Source organism: Nannocystis sp. RBIL2 (genome assembly GCF_026626745.1).
Classification (GTDB): Bacteria; Myxococcota_A; Polyangia; order Nannocystales; family Nannocystaceae; genus Nannocystis.
Map to the genome: position 1 here is coordinate 3,425,071 of NZ_JAPNJW010000001.1, position 16,332 is coordinate 3,441,402.

Genomic DNA, 16,332 nt, shown 5'->3' on the forward strand with positions numbered 1-16,332 from the left:
GATGCCGGATGTGCTCTCGAGCAGGCCCCGTGGCGCCTGGTCGGCGGCCAGGACTGGCCGCCGACCAGACGCCATCTCGCGACCTTACGGCGTGTCCTCTTCCGCGACGACCTCCTGCCCCGCGTCGCGCCAGCTGGCCGCCGACCCGACGCCATCTCGCGACCTTACGGCGTGTCCTCTTCCGCGACGACCTCCTGCCCCGCGTCGCGCCGGCTGGCCGCCGACCCGACGCCATCTCGCGACCTTACGGCGTGTCCTCTTCCGCGACGAACCTCCTGCCCCACGTCGCGCCGGCTGGCCGCCGACCCGACGCCATCTCGCGTCCTTGCGGCGTGTCCTCTTTCGCGACGGATCGATCACTTGCGCCCCTTCGCGGCGAGCGACATGTCCCCGAGGACATATCCGTCAGGCGCAGCGAGCACCGAGCGGGTGCGCGGCTTGTAGCGGCAACTTTTTCCGCCGGCGCCGCACGCGAGCGCGCCTGACTCGGGCGAATGCGCGCGACTGCGTCGACTTCACGCCCGCGTCACGGGTTTGCAACGATCTCGCGTTCCGCACTACGCTGGTGGGCGTATGAGCACGCTTCGTCCGCCGGGCCTCGGCCCGATCATCGGCCACACGACTGACCGTTCCTGTCGCCTGTGGATGCAGGCGGCCGCGCTCGACGACCCGCGCAAGGTCGTCGCCGACGAGGACCGGCGCACCGTCGGCGTCCTCGTCGTCATGCAGAAGGGCGAGCACGTGATCCCGGCGCCGGTGCGGCCGGTGTTCTACTTCCGCCTCAATCGCGAGTTCGATCGCACCGGCACCTTCATCCTCGGCTTCGAGGCCGGGCTCGGCGGCACCACTCCTGTCTTCGCGCTCGAGCCCGACACCACCTACCACGTGCGCCTCGCCTCGCTCGCGCTCGACGACGCCGAGGACAACGAGCTGCGCGCCAGCGATCAGGAGCTCGCCGCGACCTTGCCGAACCCGCAGGTGTGGGCGGCGCAGATCGAGCGCCTGCCGGACGTGGCCTGCGAGGCAGTGTTCCGCACCTGCAGCCCGCGCAGCACCGCCGCGCCGGCCTTCGCCTTCATGCTCGGCTCGTGCCGGTACCCGGGCCTGATGTGGAAGATCAAGGAGTCCGACCGGATCTTCGGCCCCATGTTCACCGAGCTGTCGTCCGAGAGGCTCGGCGCCCGGCCCAGCCTCGTGGTCATGTGCGGCGACCAGATCTACGCCGACACCTTCCACCGCGCGGTCCCGGTCGGGCTCGCCGACACCCACGCCGAGTTCACCGACCGTTACCAGCAGGCGTTCGGCTCGTTCAACATGCGCAGGCTCTTGCGACATGTCCCTACGTACATGTGCCTCGACGACCACGAGATCGAGGACAACTGGGCGCAGGACCGCCTTCACAAGCCGGGCAAGAAGATCCTGTTCAACCTCGCGATCGGCGCCTACATGAGCTATCAGTGGAGCCACTCGCCGCGCAACTACGGCAAGCGGCTCTACTACAGCTTCGTCAGCAGCGGCTACCCGTTCTTCGCCCTCGACTGCCGTACGCAGCGCTACATGGACGATGTCCCCGACACCGTCGACGACAACCACATGCTCGGCCGGCCCTCGCTCGACCCCGACGAGCCGAGCCAGCTCGACGTGTTGTGCGAGTGGTTGCGCGACCAGCAGGCCGACCGCGGCAACGTGCCCAAGTTCATCATCAGCGCCAGCGTGTTCGCGCCCAACCCCGTGTTCGCCATCCACGGCGCCAGCGTCGCCCACCTCGAGAAGACCGACGCCTGGCCGGCCTTCCCGCAGACCCGGCGGGCTTTGTTGCAGACCATCGTCGACAGCAAGATCCAGAACGTCGTGTTTCTGTCGGGCGACGTCCACAGCGCCTCCGTCGCCCGGCTCGACTTCCAGGGCGGCGGCAGCGAAGACCTGCGCGCCTACTCGCTGGTCTCGTCCGCGTTCTACTGGCCGTTCCCGTTCGCCGACGGCGACCCCGCCGAGTTCGTCCACGACTCCCGCGACCCGCGGACCCCCGACACCTTTGAAATTCGCCCCGGCGTGACGATGGACTACCGCGCCTGGAATTTTTGCAACGACGACAACTTCGCCCGGATCACCGCCGACCGGGCCAGCCACACCCTGACGATGGAGCTGATCGGCCGCGACGGCAACCCGATCGCCACCAAGGGCCCGTACAAGAAGCCGGTCGACATGACCAGCCAGCTCGAGCTGGCTCCCTGGTGATGCACCGAGGGGCATGTCCTGTCGGGCATGCCCCTCGAAACCTGTCATCCGGGACATGTCGACAGGGACATGTCCTCCTCCTATTAAAAACTCAGTGCGCGCCCTTTTTCGGGCGCAGCGGCTTGCCCTCGGACACGAACTCGTTCCAGGTCGCCGGCTTGAAGCCGTTGTCGACCGCGGCCATCGTGATGCAGTCGGGCACCGGGCAGACGATCTGGCACAGGTTGCAGCCGACGCACTCCGACTCGTCGACCACGGGCACGCGGGTGCCGGCCTCTTTGGGCGCCGGGTGGATGCACTGGTGGGCGCCGTCGTGGCAGGCGACCACGCAGGCGTGGCAGCCGATGCACTTGCCGGGGTCGATCTTGGCCACCGTCTCGTAGTTGAGGTCGAGCTCGCCCCACTCGGAGAACTGCGGCACCGCCTTGCCGCGCATCTCCTCGATCGTCGAGAAGCCGTGCGAGCGCATGTACTCGGTGAGGCCCTCGATCATGTCGCCGACGACGCGGTAGCCGCGGAGCATCACCTCGGTGCACACCTGGACCGACGAGCAGCCGAGCAGGATGAACTCGACCGCGTCGCGCCAATTGGCGACCCCGCCGATGCCGCTGATCGGCAGGCCGAAGTCGGGGTCGCGGGCGAGGGAGCCGATCATGTGCATGGCGATCGGCTTGACCGCGGCGCCGCAGTAGCCGCCGTTGGTCGACAGGCCGCTGACGCGCGGCTCGGGCACGAAGCGGTCGATGTCGATGCCGATGAGGCTTTTAATCGTGTTGATGAGCGAGACCCCGTGGGCCCCGCCGCGCTTGGCGGCCAGGCCGTGCGGGTTGATCTCGTCGACGTTGGGCGTCAGCTTGACCAGCACCGGCACCGTCGAGAACTCGACGGCCCAGCTCGTGATCTTCTCGTTGAGCGCCGGCTCCTGGCCGACCGCCGAGCCCATGCCGCGCTCGCACATCCCGTGCGGGCAGCCGAAGTTGAGCTCGAGCCCGTCGGCGCCGGCGTCGATGGCCCGCTTGATCATGTCGCGCCACTCGTCGCGCGTCTCGACCATCAGCGACACGATCACGCCGTGCTTGGGGTAGCGCTTCTTGACCTCGGCGATCTCGCGGAAGTTGACCTCGAGCGGGCGGTCGGTGATGAGCTCGATGTTGTTGAAGCCGATCGCGCGGGTGCCCTTGAAGTGGAGCGCGCCGAACCGCGACGACACGTTCTGGATCGGCGTGCCGAGGGTCTTCCACACCGCCCCGCCCCAGCCGGCGTCGAACGCTCGCATGATCTGCGCGCCCGAGTTGGCGGGCGGCGCCGAGGCGAGCCAGAACGGGTTGGGCGTGACGATCCCGCCGGTGTTCGAGGTCAGGTCGACAGATGTCCCGAAGGCCATGTGGTGTGGATCCTTTACTTGCTCGCGCCCGTCGTGAGCGCCCGATCGATCGCCAGCGCCGCCCGCTTGCCCTCGGCGACCGCGTTGACGACCTCCTTGCCGCCGTTGGCGCAGTCGCCTCCGGCGAACACCCGCGGGTTGCCCGTGGCCCCGTCGGCGTCGACGAGCAATCGCCCGCCCTCGAGCTGCACCCCGCCGAGCCCCGCGACCAGCTCGCCCAGCCGCGCCTGCCCGATCGCCAGCAGCACCAGCTCCGCCGGCACCTCGAACCCCTCGCCCGGCAGCGGCCGCTTGTCGGCCCCGAGCTTGACGCAGCGCAGCCCGGCGACCCGCCCGTCGCGGCCGACGTAGGCCGTCGGCTGGGTGTGCCACAACGACCGCACACCCTCGATCTTCGCGGCCTTCCACTCGTGTTCGTAGCCGCTCATCGCCGCCTCGTCGCCGCGGTACAGCATCGTCACCTCGGGCACGCCGAGGCCGACCAGCTCGCGCACCGCGTCGACCGCAGTGTTGCCGCCGCCGACCACGATCGCCCGCTGGACGCCGGCGAGGTCGACGCGGCCCAGCTTGAACTTCTCGATGAACGCGACCGCCCCGTCGATGCCCCCGAGCTCCTTGCCGGGGATGTCGAGCGTGCGGTCGGCCCCGAGACCTACGCCGATGAACAGCGCGTCGTGGCGGGCCAGCAGCGCGTCCCACGTGACGTCGCGGCCGACCTGGACGCCGGACTCGACGGCGATCCCGCCGATGCCGAGCACGTAAGCGACCTCGGCCAGAGCGTCGTCGGCGCGCAGCTTGTAAGGCGCGACGCCGGTGGTGTTGAGCCCGCCGAGCCACTTGCCCGCGTCGTAGATCGTGCAGGCGTGGCCGCGGCGGCGCAGCTCGTGCGCGGCGGCCAGCGAGGCCGGACCGCCGCCGATCAGGCCGACCGAGCGGCCGCTGTCGGGCCCGGCCTCGAAGTAGCGCCAGTCCGCGGCCAGCGCCGCGTCGGTGGCGTAGCGCTGCAGCCTGCCGATGGCGATCGGCGGCGCGTCCATCTCGTTGTACACGCAGCCGCCGACGCACAGGACCTCGACCGGGCACACGCGGGCGCAGCTCATGCCGAAGATGTTGGCGTCGAGGATGGTGCGCGCGGAACCCTTGAGGTTGCCGGTGGAGATCTTGCGGATGAACTCCGGGATATCGATGCCGGTCGGGCACTTCTGCACGCACGGCGCGTCGGCGCAGTAGAGGCAACGGTTGGCCTCGGCGAGCGCCTGCGCCGGGCCGAGCGCGGGCTTGTAGTCGCCGAAGCCGGCCTCGGAGCGGTCCTCGGGGAGCGTACGTGAATCGACCATCGGGCCTGCGATCATACACCCGCCCGCACGCCCGCGCGCCTTTTCTCGCGCGGCGGGACCCGTCCGCCTCAGCGAACCGCCGCCGCGCCCGCTGCCGAGGCTCGGGACCTGCGCAGGCTCCTCCGCCGCTTCTGCCCGAAGGCCAGTTCGTGGCGCTGCACGGCCCGCCCGGCCCGGTAAGTCTTTGCGGCCAGACCGCCGCCCGGGGTATGCTTCGTGGGAGCCCTACGCCCGCCCGGACGCCCATGAACGACACCGTCAAGATGTTCCTGATCTCGCTGATTACGGCCGTTCTGGTCCAGGTGCTGCTGGGGCCGCAGATCCAGCGGATGCAGCAGCAACAGCACCAGGGCGCGGCCCCGGTGGCCGTGGCGCCGGCGCCGGTGCAGGCCGCGCCGACGCAGCCGACCCCGCAGGCTCCGGCCCAGCCGGCGCCGCAGGCCGAGGCGGCGATTCCGGCGCCGGAGTTCGTCGGAACGACGATCAAGGACGCCCGCAAGATCGCGGTGTCGCAGAGCATCATCATCATCCAGGACGGCGACCGCGAGGCGCCGGACAAGACGCCCGGCGAGATCCTCGAGCAGAACCCGACCGCCGGCACGATGCTCACCAGCACCCGCGAGATCCGGGTCATCGTCGCCCGCGCCCGCGAGGCCAAGGTCCCCAACCTGGTCGGCAAGCCGATCGCCGAGGCCAAGTCCACGCTCGCGGGCCTGGGCGTCGAGTTCACCGAGATCCCGAAGGACTCGAGCAAGACCCCGGGCACGATCCTGAGCCAGAAGCCCGCCGCCGGCGTCAAGGTCCAGCCGGGCACCAGCGTCGAGCTGACGATCGCCGCCCTGCCGCTCCTCGAGGTGCCCGCCGTCACCGGCAAGTACCTCAACAAGGCCAAGACGGTGCTCAAGGACTCGGGCCTCGACGTCGGCGACGTGAAGCGCGTCGAGCACGAGGAGCACGGCGAGAACTACGTGCTCAAGCAAGACCCCGCCGCTGGCGCCAAGGTCCCGTTCGGCACGACGATCACCCTCACGGTGGTCGCCCCCAACTGATTCTTTAAAAAAACATCGAGAAGGCCCCGCGAGGCCGCCGACGAACCGCCACCGCGCCGCGCTGGCGGTTCGCTCGCGACAGGGACTCGCCGGCGGGTCGCCCCGTCGATTTTTGAAGCCCTGCGGAGCCGCTGACGAACCGGGCCTGCGCCGGCTGTTCGCTCGCGACCGATCCTGCGGGGGGCGTGTCGACGAACCGCCGCCGCGCCCGCGCCGGCGGTTCACTGGCAACCGGGACCTGCTGACGGGCCTTGCGGCGCCGGGACAGCGAGCGCGTCCCGGAGCCGACCTCGGCGGGTCGGCGTGCACCCTCACCGACGAGTCCGGCTCGCGGAGGATCGTGGCGCTCGCCCATCGACTCGGCCCGCCGACTGGTCGGTCGGCGGGTGCTCACGGACCTCCGGCTGCTCGCCTGCGACAGACAGTCGTCCGGCTCGCGCGGGCCGCTGTTTTGCGCTTTACTCGCCTCCTCATGGGCCGGATCGCCGCTCTCGTCCTCGCCTTCGCCGCCGCCTGCGCCAGCCCGCCGGAGGTCCGCAACACCCGCTTCGTCGTCGGCGGCATGGTCTGCCACTCGTGCGAGGAGGGCATCTGCGCCGCGGTGCGCAAGCTCGACGGCGTCGAGGCCTGCACCGCCGACCACGCCGCCGGCACCGCCGAGGTCCGCCACGACCCGGCCCGCGCCCCGGCCGCCGCGATCGCCGACACGATCACCAAGCTCGGCTACACCGCCGCCCCGGACGCCGCTCCGGCCGCGCCCTGAGCTGTCCTTTCAGACCTGTCCTCTCGCACCTGCCCCTCAAGACCTGGCCTTTACGACATGTCCTTGCCTTCCGAACTGTGCTGCCCGGCCTGCCGCGGCCCGCTCGCCGTCGAGGGCGTCGGCGCGGCCTGTCGCGCGTGCGACCGGCGCTACCCGGGCGACCGCGGCTACCTCGACTTCCTGCCCGGCCTCGGCGCCGCGGGCGAGGGCCTCGGCCCGCGGCTGATGCACAGCCGGACGCTGGCCCGCGTGTACGAGCGGCTGTGGCGGCCCTTCTTCGTCACCGTGGCCAGCAACGGCCTGCCCGACTACCGGGCCGAGTTCGAGGCGGTGCTGGCGGCGCTGGCCTCGGCGGAGGGCGGCGCGGTGGTCGACCTCAGCTGCGGCCCGGGCTTCACCGGGCGCAAGCTGGCCGAGTCGGGCCGGTTCGCGCGGGTGTTCGGGGTCGACTGGTCGCTGGCGATGCTGGCGCGCGCGGCCGCCGACAACCGCGGCCTGATGCGGCTCGTCCGCGGCGACGTCGGCCGCCTGCCCTTCAAGACAGCCAGCCTCGCCGGCGTGCACGCGGGCGCGGCCTTCCACGTATGGCCCGACCCGCAGGGCGCAGTCGCCGAGGTCGCGCGGGTGGTCCGCCCGGGCGGGGCCTTCGTCGCCAGCACCTTCGCCCACACGAGCGGCCTGCGGCGCCAGCTCGAGGCGGTCGTCTCGCGCGTCGGCCAGTTCCACGTGTTCGAGGTCGACCAGCTGCGCGGCATGCTGAGCGCGCACGGCCTTATCGACTTCGACTGCGAGCGGCGCGGCTCGCTGATCCTCTTCTGGGCTCGCCGGGCCGGAGCCGCCGCCGCGTGACCGCGTCGATCCTGCGTCCGGCAAGCCCGGCTGGCGCGGCGCGAAGGTCTCCCTGTCACCTGTCTCTCGGGTCAGCACGGGCGCCGACCTCGGAGGTCGCGTGATCGCCGAGCACCGGGTCCGCGCCGCCGACGGCTGGCGCCTCTCCGTCCTCGACCTCCAGCCCGCGGGCGCTGCGTGGGGCGTCGTCGTCGCCGGTCACGCGATCATGGTCGACCGCCGCACCTTCCTCCGCCGCGATCGCCCGTGCCTGGCCCGCACCCTGTGCGACGCCGGCCTGCGCGTGCTGCTGCCGGATCTGCGGGGCCACGGCAAAAGCGGCCCCGACCCCCTCCGCGGCGGCGACTGGTCCTACGATCAATTGGTGGAGGACACCGCGGTCTACCTCGACCTGGCCCGCCGCCTCGCTCCCGATCTCCCGCTGGCCACCCTCGGCCACTCTCTGTTCGGCCACACCACCGCCGCCTGGTGCACCACCGCCGCCGCGCGCGAAACCGCCCCGGCCGCCCACGTGGCCCTGTGCGGCGACTTCTGGCTGCCCGGCACCGAAGATCGCCGGCTCGTGTGGGCGCTCAAGCGGCTGGTCATGGCCGTGGGCACCCGCTTCACCGGCGTGCTCGGCCGCGTGCCCGCGCGCGGGTTCGGCGTCGGCAGCGCCGACGAGGCCTACTCCTGCTTCGACGACCTCCGCCGCTGCATCGCCGAGGACGGCTGGCGGGCCCGCGGCGGCCACGACTACCGGGCCGGCCTCGCCGGCGTCGACCTGCCGGTGCTGCTGGTGATCAGCGAGGGCGATCGCGTCGCCTCGCCGCGAACTGCAGAGCGCCTGTGGTCGCCTTTGCCGCGCCGCACCACCTGGCGCCTCGCGGCCGGCGGCGCCACCGACCAGGACGGCCGCGGCCTGCCCGAGCTCGCCGGCGTCGGCGCCCCCGGCCACATGGCCCCGGTCACCGATCCCGCCAGCGAGCCGCTGTGGCGGGCGATCGCAACCTGGCTCAAAGGCCAGCTGGTCGCCTGAGCCGGCGCGGCTGTGCTATCCCCGACCGGTGCTCCCCCGCGACCACGACGGACGGCTCCTCCTGAAGGGCGTGCCCCGGCCGCAGCTGCTGGCGTGGGCCGCCGAGCAGGGGCTGCGTCCGGGCCAGGCCGACGCGCTGTGGGCCGCGCTCTACCGCAAGCTGCGGTCCGACTTCGCGGTGATGCCCGAGCTCGACCGGGCCGTGCGCGACAGCTTCGCCGCGACCACGCGGCTCGACGCGCTCCGCCTCGAGAGCGTCAAGCAGGCCGCCGACGGCACCAGCAAGCTGGTCTTCGAGACAGACGACGGCGCCGCCGTCGAATCGGTGCTGATCCCTGGGCCCGAGCGGGCCACCTTGTGCGTGTCGAGCCAGGTCGGCTGCGCGATGAACTGTCAGTTCTGCCTGACCGCGACCATGGGCCTGGCGCGCAACCTCAGCGCGGCCGAGATCGTCGACCAGCTGGTGATCGCCCGCCGGCGCTTCCCCGACGTGTGGATCTCCAACGTCGTGTTCATGGGCATGGGCGAGCCGCTGCACAACCTCGACCAGGTGCTGCCGGCGATCGCCGTCATGGTCGACGACCAGGGGCTCGGCCTGTCGCAGCGGCGGGTCACGGTCTCGACCTCGGGGCTGGTGCCGCAGATCCGCCGGCTGGTCGCCGAGAGCCCGGCGCAGCTGGCGGTCAGCATCAACGCGACCACCGACGAGGTCCGCGACGCGATCATGCCGGTCAACCGCAAGTACCCGCTGGCGGTGCTGTTCGCGGCGCTGCGCGAGCTGCCGCTGGCCCGGCGGGCCCGCGTCACCCTCGAGTACGTGCTCCTGGCCGGCGTCAACGACAGCCTGGCCGACGCCGAGCGGCTGGCCGAATGGGTCCGCGGCCTGCCCTGCAAGCTCAACCTGATCCCGTGGAATCCCCATCCGGGCAGCGAATTCCGCCGGCCCGAGCCGGAGCAGGTCGCGGCGTTCAAGGCCCACCTGCAGGGCATGCGGCTCAACACCTCGATCCGGGCCACGCGGGGCGACGACACCATGGCTGCATGTGGGCAGCTCGGTCGGGCCCCGGCGGAGTCCCCGCGGCGGCCCCGGCGCCCCCACGGGCTCCCCGTGATCGCATCCTGATCTCCGCCCCGCTGCGGCGTCGCCGCAGCCCCGGGGGTGGGGTCTGGTCCGCCGAAACACCGTCCGGCGCCGCGAGATCGGCCATGCGAGGCGAAATTCTCGGGCTTCCGCGGCGCCGCGACGGGCCTCGGCGGTTCCCATGGCCGCGGCTTGTGGGGTACCATGGCAGCAGGCGCGTGAGCGCCGCGTCCTCTCTCGAGACACGCCCAGGATGTTCGACCCCTTCAAGAAGCTCAAGCTGGCGAGCGCCTTCCTCGGCGTCGCGGAAGATGCGGTGCGGGCCGACGCCAACCTCGAGCTCGGCGACTTGTTCGGCCGGCTCGATATCCGCAGCCTCGGCCTCGACGTCGCCCGTCTCCTCGATCAGGACGGCGTCCGGCCGCTCTACGACAGCCGTTACCTGCCGCAGCCGGAGTCGCTCGACCGCCTGCACGCGTACGGCGACGGCACTCTCGGCCGCGAGGTCGCCCGCTACCTGCGGGCGCACAAGCAGCAGCGGCTCATCGGCCCTCCGGCCGGCTTCGACTTCCGCGACCCGGCGGCCTACCTGGCGCTGCGGGTCCGCATGACGCACCCGATCATCCACGTGTTGACCGAGTACGACGGCAGCCCGCTCGGCGAGCTCGCGGTCCAGTCGTACTACGTCGGTCAGCTCGGCAACCTCATGAGCGGCGTGATGATCTCCTCGGCGCTGCTGCAGATCACCCGCGACATGCCAGCCAAGCTGGGCGACGCGCTGGCGCTGCTCGCCGAGGCGTACCAGCGCGGGCAGACGGCCAAGCCCTTCCTCGGCATCGCCTGGGAGGAGCTGTGGTCGGCCCAGGTGCCGCAGCTGCGCGAGCTCGCCGACCTCGTGCCGCGCACCTCCAACATCGCCATGCTCGACCTCGACGCGATGGCCGAGGCCGAGGCGCCGCCGCCCCCGCGCGTCAACCTCAGCGGCTTCGGCGGCGGCCCGTCCGAGGCCACTCCGCTGCGCAACGCAGTCGCCGCGCCACCCGAGAACCGGGCCGAGCCGCGCAAGCAACCGGTCTCGCAGTCGTCGCTGCTGGCCAGCTTCATGGCCCTGGCCGAGCAGCAGGAGCAGGAGAAGCAGGCCCAGGCCCAGCCGCCGCGGACGCACGAGCCCGAGTCGGAGGACGGCGAGGCCGAGCCCGAGCTGGTCGACCCCTCGCCGCGGCACGTCGCCAAGCCGCCGCCGCCGCCGCTGCGCGTTCAGTCGCAGCCGCAGCCGCAGCAGCCGCAGCCGCCGCGGCCGCCCTCGAAGCCGCAGCCGCAGCCCGGCTTCTCGATCGAAGAATCCGACCCGAAGATCATGCCGGCCATGTCGCCGGACGATCCAGACTTCTTCTGAGCCACCATGCCTGCCCGTCTGTCGCCCGAAGCCCGTGCCGCCGCTCTCGCCGCTCTGCCCGGGTGGCGCGAGGTCGAGGGGCGTGACGCCATCTTCCGCAGCCTCCGCTTCGCCGACTTCGGCGCCGCGTTCGGCTTCATGGCTCAGGTCGCTCTGGTGGCCGAGCGGATGAACCACCATCCGGAGTGGTTCAACGTCTGGAACCGCGTCGACGTCACCCTCAGCACGCACGACGCCGGCGGCCTGTCGAACCTCGACGTCGAGCTCGCGCAGGCGATCGACCGCATCGCCGCCACGCTTCCGCCGCCGTCGGCGAGCGAGTAGGCTGGGCGCCGTCATGCGCCGCCTGCTCTTCGTCGTCGCTCCGGCCCTCGTCCTCGCCTGCAGCGGCGCGACGGGCACCAGCAACCCGCCCGCCGGCAAGCCCGTCCCCTCGACCGAGCCTGTGCCGGCCGACAGCGACAGCGCCGGCTTCGCCGCGCCCGCGGGGGCCGAGGAGCCGCCGCGCGGCGACCCGGCGCAGACCGAGGTCTCGCCCGAGCTGGCCGCGCAGATCAAAGAGAAGTTCGGCGAGCGCTGCCGCTATGAGCGCGCCTGCGGCGACCTGATCGGCGTCGACTGCGAGTCCGCCGTCGACGGCCCGTACCACTACGTCCGCCGCGACTCGCTCGAGGTCGTCAGCCGCTGCGGCGGCGCCTGCAGGCTCGGCTGCACCGACTGCCCGCCCAAGGCCTGGACGTGCCCCACCTACTGACCCGGCCGCGGCCTCGGCTCTTCGCGTGCCGCTCCGGGCGCTCGCTGCGCGCCTCGCTTCGAGCAGCCTCGCCCCGGCGACGAGGCGACGCATGCCCGCCTGCGCCGCGCTCCGTCATCCCGTCGTGCTCAGCGGCGCGACGCAATCGATCGACTCGCAGCCTCGCGCCGGTTGATTCGCCCCGCGCCGCGGCGACTTCCTCGCGGTCGCGCTCTGCGGGCGACCGCCCCGCGCGCTCCGAGCGTCGGACCGATCTGTCCCTTCGGACCTGCTCTGTCGGACCTGCCCCTTCGGACCTGCCCTCTTCGACCTGTCCCATCTGACCTGTCCTCACGGAGCTCACGCCCATGTTCGTCTTGCCCCTCGCCGAGCGCATGATCCGGCGGCGCCTCCACTCGCTCGGGATCGCCAGCCAGTACCACGCCACGCCGCAGGGGCGGCTGCACTACTACGAGGCGCGCGGCGAGGGCCAGGCGCCGCCGGTCGTCATCCTGCACGGCTTCGGCGCCAGCGGCAGCAGCTTCGCGCGGGTGATCGCGCTGCTGCGGCGGCGGATCGGCCAGATCTGGGTCCCGGAGGCGCCCGCTCACGGGTTCTCGAGCGCCCACGGCCGGCTCACGGTCGATGACGCCTACGCCGCGATGGCGCACTTCCTCGACGCGCGGCTGCGCGAGCCGGCGATCCTGTTCGGCAACTCGCTGGGCGGCGCGTTCGCCATTCGCTACGCGCTCGAGCACCCCGAGCGGGTGCGCGGGCTGCTGCTCGCCTCGCCGGCGGGGGCCCTGCTCGACGCCCAGGACTTCGCGGCGCTCACCGGCAGCTTCCGGGTCCGCTCGCTCGGCCAGGCGCGCGATCTCCTCGACCGCCTCTATCACGAGCCTCCCTGGTACAACACCCTCCTCGCGCCCGACATCCTGCGCCGCTTCGCGCTCGGCCCGCTGCGGCACGTCCTCGAGTCGTTCCGGCCCGAGCACATGTTCACGCCCGACGAGCTGGCCGCTCTGCAGCCGCCGACGCTGATCTTGTGGGGTCGGTCGGAGCGGCTGCTACCGAGCGCCTCGCTGGAGTTCTTCCGCAGGGCCGTCCCCGCGCACGTGCGCATCGAGGAGCCCGACGAGTTCGGCCACTGTCCCTACCTCGACCGGCCGCGCGCCGTGGCCGACCGGATCGCCGCGTTCGTCGACGAGCTGAGGTGAACGGCCCGCGTCTTGCGCCCGCGCGACGGGCCGCGGGTGCGGACCTGTCCGCCGTGCTTTTCGGCCGCGCCGCAGGCGCCCCCTCCGGTTCTCCCGCAAGCGGTGCTAAGGTGGCGTCGTGGCTCATCCAGGCGTGGTCTTCCTCGACGACGACAAGGATTTGCGCGACTTGTTCGTGGATGTGGTCGCCCTGCTGGCCGAGCGCGAGTGCTTGACGGTGGGCAGCGTCGACGAGCTGGTCCACAACCGCAAACGGGTGCTCGACGCCGATCTGGTGATCCTCGACATCAACCTCGGGCCCGGCCTGCCGAGCGGGCTCGATGCCTACAAGTGGTTGCGCCAGCAGAACTACCGCGGCCGGATCGTCTTCCTCACCGGTCATGCCGCCTCGCACCCGCTGGTCGCCGAGGCGCGCCAGCTCGCCGGTGTGCGCGTGTACGAGAAGCCCCTGCCGGTGCCGACGATCGCCCGCTTGCTCGAGCTGGAGCCGCATTGACGACCCAGAGCTTCGCCGCGTTGCACGCCCGCCACGTCTGGCGCGGCACGTTGATCGCGGCGCTGCTCAACGCGTGCCTCTATCCGCTCGACGTCCTGCGCGGGCGCGACATCGGACCGGCGCCGTGGTGGCCGATCCTGGGCGCGAGCGCGGTCGGCTTCCTCATCGCCGCCTTCGTCCTGGGGGTCCATCGCCGGCGGCCGCAGAGCGTCTTCCTCGGCTCGACCCTGTTCATCGTCAACCAGGCCGCGATCCTCGCGTCCGCGCAGATCATGGGCCCGTACCAGCTGCAGGACCCCAACCTGATCCCGTTCCAGGTCCACAAGCTCGGCGCCCTGACCGTCGCCATCCTCGCCCCCGAGCGCTGGGCCGGCCTCCTCTGCATCTTCGCGTTCGCGCTGATCCCCGTGCTTCAGTTCGTCCGCCTCGACCCCGCCCAGCAGGGCCGCATCGACACCAGCGAGCCGCTGGTCATGCTCGTGTATGGCGCAGTGGGTGCCGTGCTGCTGCTGTACCGCCTGCGCGGCCTGGCCACCGAGCGCGCGCTCGTGCAGGCCCAGACCGAGGCCTCGGACGCCCGTCGCACCGCGCGTCTGCTGCTCGCCGTGCGCGACCTGTCGAACACGCCGCTGCAGGTGATCGCGCTCGCCAGCGCCACCGTCCGCCGCCGCAGCCCCGGCGTCGGCGAACCGCTCGACCGCCTCGATCGCGCGCTCGAGCGCCTGCGCGCGCTGAACCAGCCGCTCAAGGCCTACGAGGCCGACCTCGAGTGGCGCCCGGGCGACGAGTCGATCGACGCCGAGGCGGTGCTCGCCGCCGCCGGAGAAGAGGCCCGGATCCGCCGCTCGAGCGCCTCCGTCTGACACCTGTCCCCCGGGACATCTTTTAACAATAATTGCCCGTAGCGGCGTCATGCATGTCTCGAGAGACATGCCTCGTGCGACATGTCCTCGGAGGCATTCTCGTTCCGCTCCGCCTGACCCCAGTGTGACCCGCCGACTCGCGGCAGGTCACCTCGCGACGACGCCGGCTCGTGGAGCCGGCGCCGTGGGCCCGCGTGACTCGCCTGCTGCAGGTCACGCCGGCCGAGCCTGTCCCGCGGGACAGCTCACTGCAGCTTGAACTCGATACGGCGGTTCTGCGACTTGCCCTTCGCGGTCTTGTTGTCGGCGATCGGCTCGTCGGGGCCGGCGCCGCGGGTCGAGATCCGGCCGGCGTCGATGCCCTTGTCGACCAGGTACTGCTTGACCGCGTCGGCGCGGCGCTTCGACAGGTCGACGTTGTGGTCGCGGTCGCCGGAGCTGTCGGTGTGGCCGCTGATCTCGACCTTGACGTCCGGGAAGTCCTTGAGGACCTTGACCGCGTTGTCGAGGGTGGCGCGCGACGTCTTCTTGATCGAGTCCTTGTCGACGTCGAAGAAGATGCCCTTGATGACGCCGGTGAACTTGGTGACCGCGCGCGGCACCTCGTCGGCGCAGCCGTCCTGGTCCTGGTATTGATTCTTGGTCTCCGGGATGTCGGGGCACTTGTCCTCGGCGTCGGGGATCCCATCCTTGTCGCGGTCGGGCGGCGGGCAGCCGTCGGGCGCGACGCCAGGGACCTCGGGGCACTTGTCCTTGCTGTCGACGAAGCCGTCGCCGTCCTTGTCCTTCTCCGGGCAGCCGTCGGGCGCGATGCCCGGCTCCTGCGGGCAGGCGTCCTGGCTGTCGAGGAAGCCGTCGCCGTCGCTGTCGGGCTCGGGCGCGGGCGTGGCCAGCGGACAGCCGTCGGGCGCGACGCCCTGGGTCGTCGGGCACTTGTCGACCCTGTCCTTGAAGCCGTCGCCGTCGCTGTCCGGGTCCGCCGGGGCCGGCTTCTTCTTGTTGAGGACGATCGACAGGCCGAGCAGGACCTCGAGATGGTTGGTGCGGCCGCCGTCGGTGCGGTACCGCGCGGTCGCGTTGTCGCGCACGTCGACGCGGAGCAGCAGGCGCTGGTTGATGTAGAACTTCACGCCACCGCCGAAGTGGAGCGTCGGGTCGATGTCCTTGCCGAGCCCGCTGGTGCCCATGAGGCCGTAGCCGATGAGGGCGAACGGCGCGATGCGGTACGGCAGCTGGAGGATACCGTAGCCGCGGAACATCCCGATCACCGCGCTCTGGTTGGACGTCCCGGTCTTGGTCGGCGCCACCCCGCCCTCGATCTCGAGGCCGAGGAACGACAGCGGGTAGTAGCCGAAGCGCAGGCCGATGTCGGGCGCGACCGTCTTGTACGGCTGCCAGGTGACGCTGGGGTCGCTCGGATTGTAAAGCTCGTGCTCCTTGGACGGCAGCAGGATGCCGCCGTAGATGCCGAGCTCGAGCTGGTTGCGGGTCGGGCGGTGGCGCTTGATCCACGGGGTGTTGTCGCCGTCGGCCGCGCTCTGCTGCTTCTTCTTGTTGGCCCTCTTCGCCGGCTTCGACGCGTTCGCGTCGGCCGGCGCGCCGGCCGGCGAGACGGACACGGAGCCGCCCGCGGCCGCGCCAGCGGGCTCGGCCGCGCGCGCGGTCGAGGAGATCGAGAGGGCCATGGCTGCCACGACAGAGAAGGAGAATTTGGACATGGTCGAACCCACGCTGAGACGACTGCCGTCGCACGGACGACGGCGGTCAGGTTTGTACATAAGATCGGCGGCGCTGCCTAGCGAATTGCTCGCACGAGCGACGACGCGGATCACAGTGAATCACGTGCACACCCTCCGCAATCGCGACCTGTACGTTCCGACAGATTTTCGCTCATAACGCTACCTATCA

Annotated in this window: 15 protein-coding genes; 12 read left to right on the top strand and 3 right to left on the bottom strand. The window is 71.5% G+C overall.

The window, feature by feature from the left end; genetic code table 11:
* Positions 1-573: 573 nt before the first annotated feature.
* On the top strand, positions 574-2,238 hold the full coding sequence (locus OV090_RS13395; protein WP_267704003.1) for an alkaline phosphatase D family protein: 1,665 nt from the start codon (positions 574-576) through the stop codon (positions 2,236-2,238).
* A gap of 91 nt (positions 2,239-2,329) precedes the next feature.
* Here OV090_RS13395 and preA read toward each other — a convergent pair whose 3' ends face one another.
* Both preA and OV090_RS13405 read right to left on the bottom strand, forming a co-directional pair.
* On the bottom strand, positions 2,330-3,622 hold the full coding sequence (gene preA / locus OV090_RS13400; RefSeq protein WP_267704004.1) for an NAD-dependent dihydropyrimidine dehydrogenase subunit PreA: 1,293 nt from the start codon (positions 3,620-3,622) through the stop codon (positions 2,330-2,332).
* A 14-nt stretch (positions 3,623-3,636) separates the two neighbouring features.
* Positions 3,637-4,959 carry an FAD-dependent oxidoreductase gene (locus OV090_RS13405; protein ID WP_267704005.1) on the bottom strand — a complete coding sequence of 441 codons (1,323 nt, stop codon included), beginning with the start codon at positions 4,957-4,959 and terminating at the stop codon, positions 3,637-3,639.
* 245 nt (positions 4,960-5,204) lie between these two features.
* Here OV090_RS13405 and OV090_RS13410 point away from each other — a divergent pair, with 245 nt between their 5' ends.
* The 11 genes from OV090_RS13410 to OV090_RS13460 all read left to right on the top strand — a co-directional run bounded on the left by OV090_RS13410 (position 5,205) and on the right by OV090_RS13460 (position 14,424).
* On the top strand, positions 5,205-6,008 hold the full coding sequence (locus OV090_RS13410; RefSeq protein WP_267704006.1) for a PASTA domain-containing protein: 804 nt from the start codon (positions 5,205-5,207) through the stop codon (positions 6,006-6,008).
* 472 nt (positions 6,009-6,480) lie between these two features.
* Positions 6,481-6,771, top strand: coding sequence for a heavy metal-associated domain-containing protein (locus OV090_RS13415; RefSeq protein ID WP_267704007.1), 291 nt, complete (start codon positions 6,481-6,483; stop codon positions 6,769-6,771).
* 57 nt (positions 6,772-6,828) lie between these two features.
* Entirely contained in the window at positions 6,829-7,620 is a 792-nt protein-coding gene (locus OV090_RS13420; protein ID WP_267704008.1) for a methyltransferase domain-containing protein, read from the top strand.
* Positions 7,621-7,720: 100 nt separating this feature from the next.
* On the top strand, positions 7,721-8,638 hold the full coding sequence (locus tag OV090_RS13425; RefSeq protein WP_267704009.1) for an alpha/beta fold hydrolase: 918 nt from the start codon (positions 7,721-7,723) through the stop codon (positions 8,636-8,638).
* 28 nt (positions 8,639-8,666) lie between these two features.
* On the top strand, positions 8,667-9,761 hold the full coding sequence (gene rlmN / locus OV090_RS13430) for a 23S rRNA (adenine(2503)-C(2))-methyltransferase RlmN (protein ID WP_267704010.1): 1,095 nt from the start codon (positions 8,667-8,669) through the stop codon (positions 9,759-9,761).
* Positions 9,762-9,972: 211 nt separating this feature from the next.
* Positions 9,973-11,115, top strand: a complete 1,143-nt coding sequence (locus OV090_RS13435; RefSeq protein ID WP_267704011.1) for a Coq4 family protein — start codon at positions 9,973-9,975, stop codon at positions 11,113-11,115.
* A gap of 6 nt (positions 11,116-11,121) precedes the next feature.
* Complete coding sequence (locus tag OV090_RS13440) at positions 11,122-11,439, top strand: 4a-hydroxytetrahydrobiopterin dehydratase (protein WP_267704012.1); 318 nt, start codon at positions 11,122-11,124, stop codon at positions 11,437-11,439.
* Positions 11,440-11,452: 13 nt separating this feature from the next.
* Entirely contained in the window at positions 11,453-11,869 is a 417-nt protein-coding gene (locus OV090_RS13445; RefSeq protein ID WP_267704013.1) for a hypothetical protein, read from the top strand.
* 347 nt (positions 11,870-12,216) lie between these two features.
* Complete coding sequence (locus OV090_RS13450; protein ID WP_267704014.1) at positions 12,217-13,065, top strand: alpha/beta fold hydrolase; 849 nt, start codon at positions 12,217-12,219, stop codon at positions 13,063-13,065.
* A gap of 118 nt (positions 13,066-13,183) precedes the next feature.
* Positions 13,184-13,561 (top strand): response regulator, encoded by a 378-nt coding sequence (locus OV090_RS13455; RefSeq protein WP_267704015.1) that lies wholly within the window; start codon positions 13,184-13,186, stop codon positions 13,559-13,561.
* The gene (locus tag OV090_RS13460; RefSeq protein WP_267704016.1) at positions 13,558-14,424 is read left to right on the top strand and encodes a hypothetical protein; all 867 of its coding nucleotides are present in this window, start codon (positions 13,558-13,560) and stop codon (positions 14,422-14,424) included. Before OV090_RS13455 ends, OV090_RS13460 begins: the two co-directional genes overlap by 4 nt.
* 245 nt (positions 14,425-14,669) lie before the next feature.
* Here OV090_RS13460 and OV090_RS13465 read toward each other — a convergent pair whose 3' ends face one another.
* Positions 14,670-16,109 (bottom strand): OmpA family protein, encoded by a 1,440-nt coding sequence (locus OV090_RS13465; RefSeq protein WP_267704017.1) that lies wholly within the window; start codon positions 16,107-16,109, stop codon positions 14,670-14,672.
* Positions 16,110-16,332 lie beyond the last annotated feature (223 nt).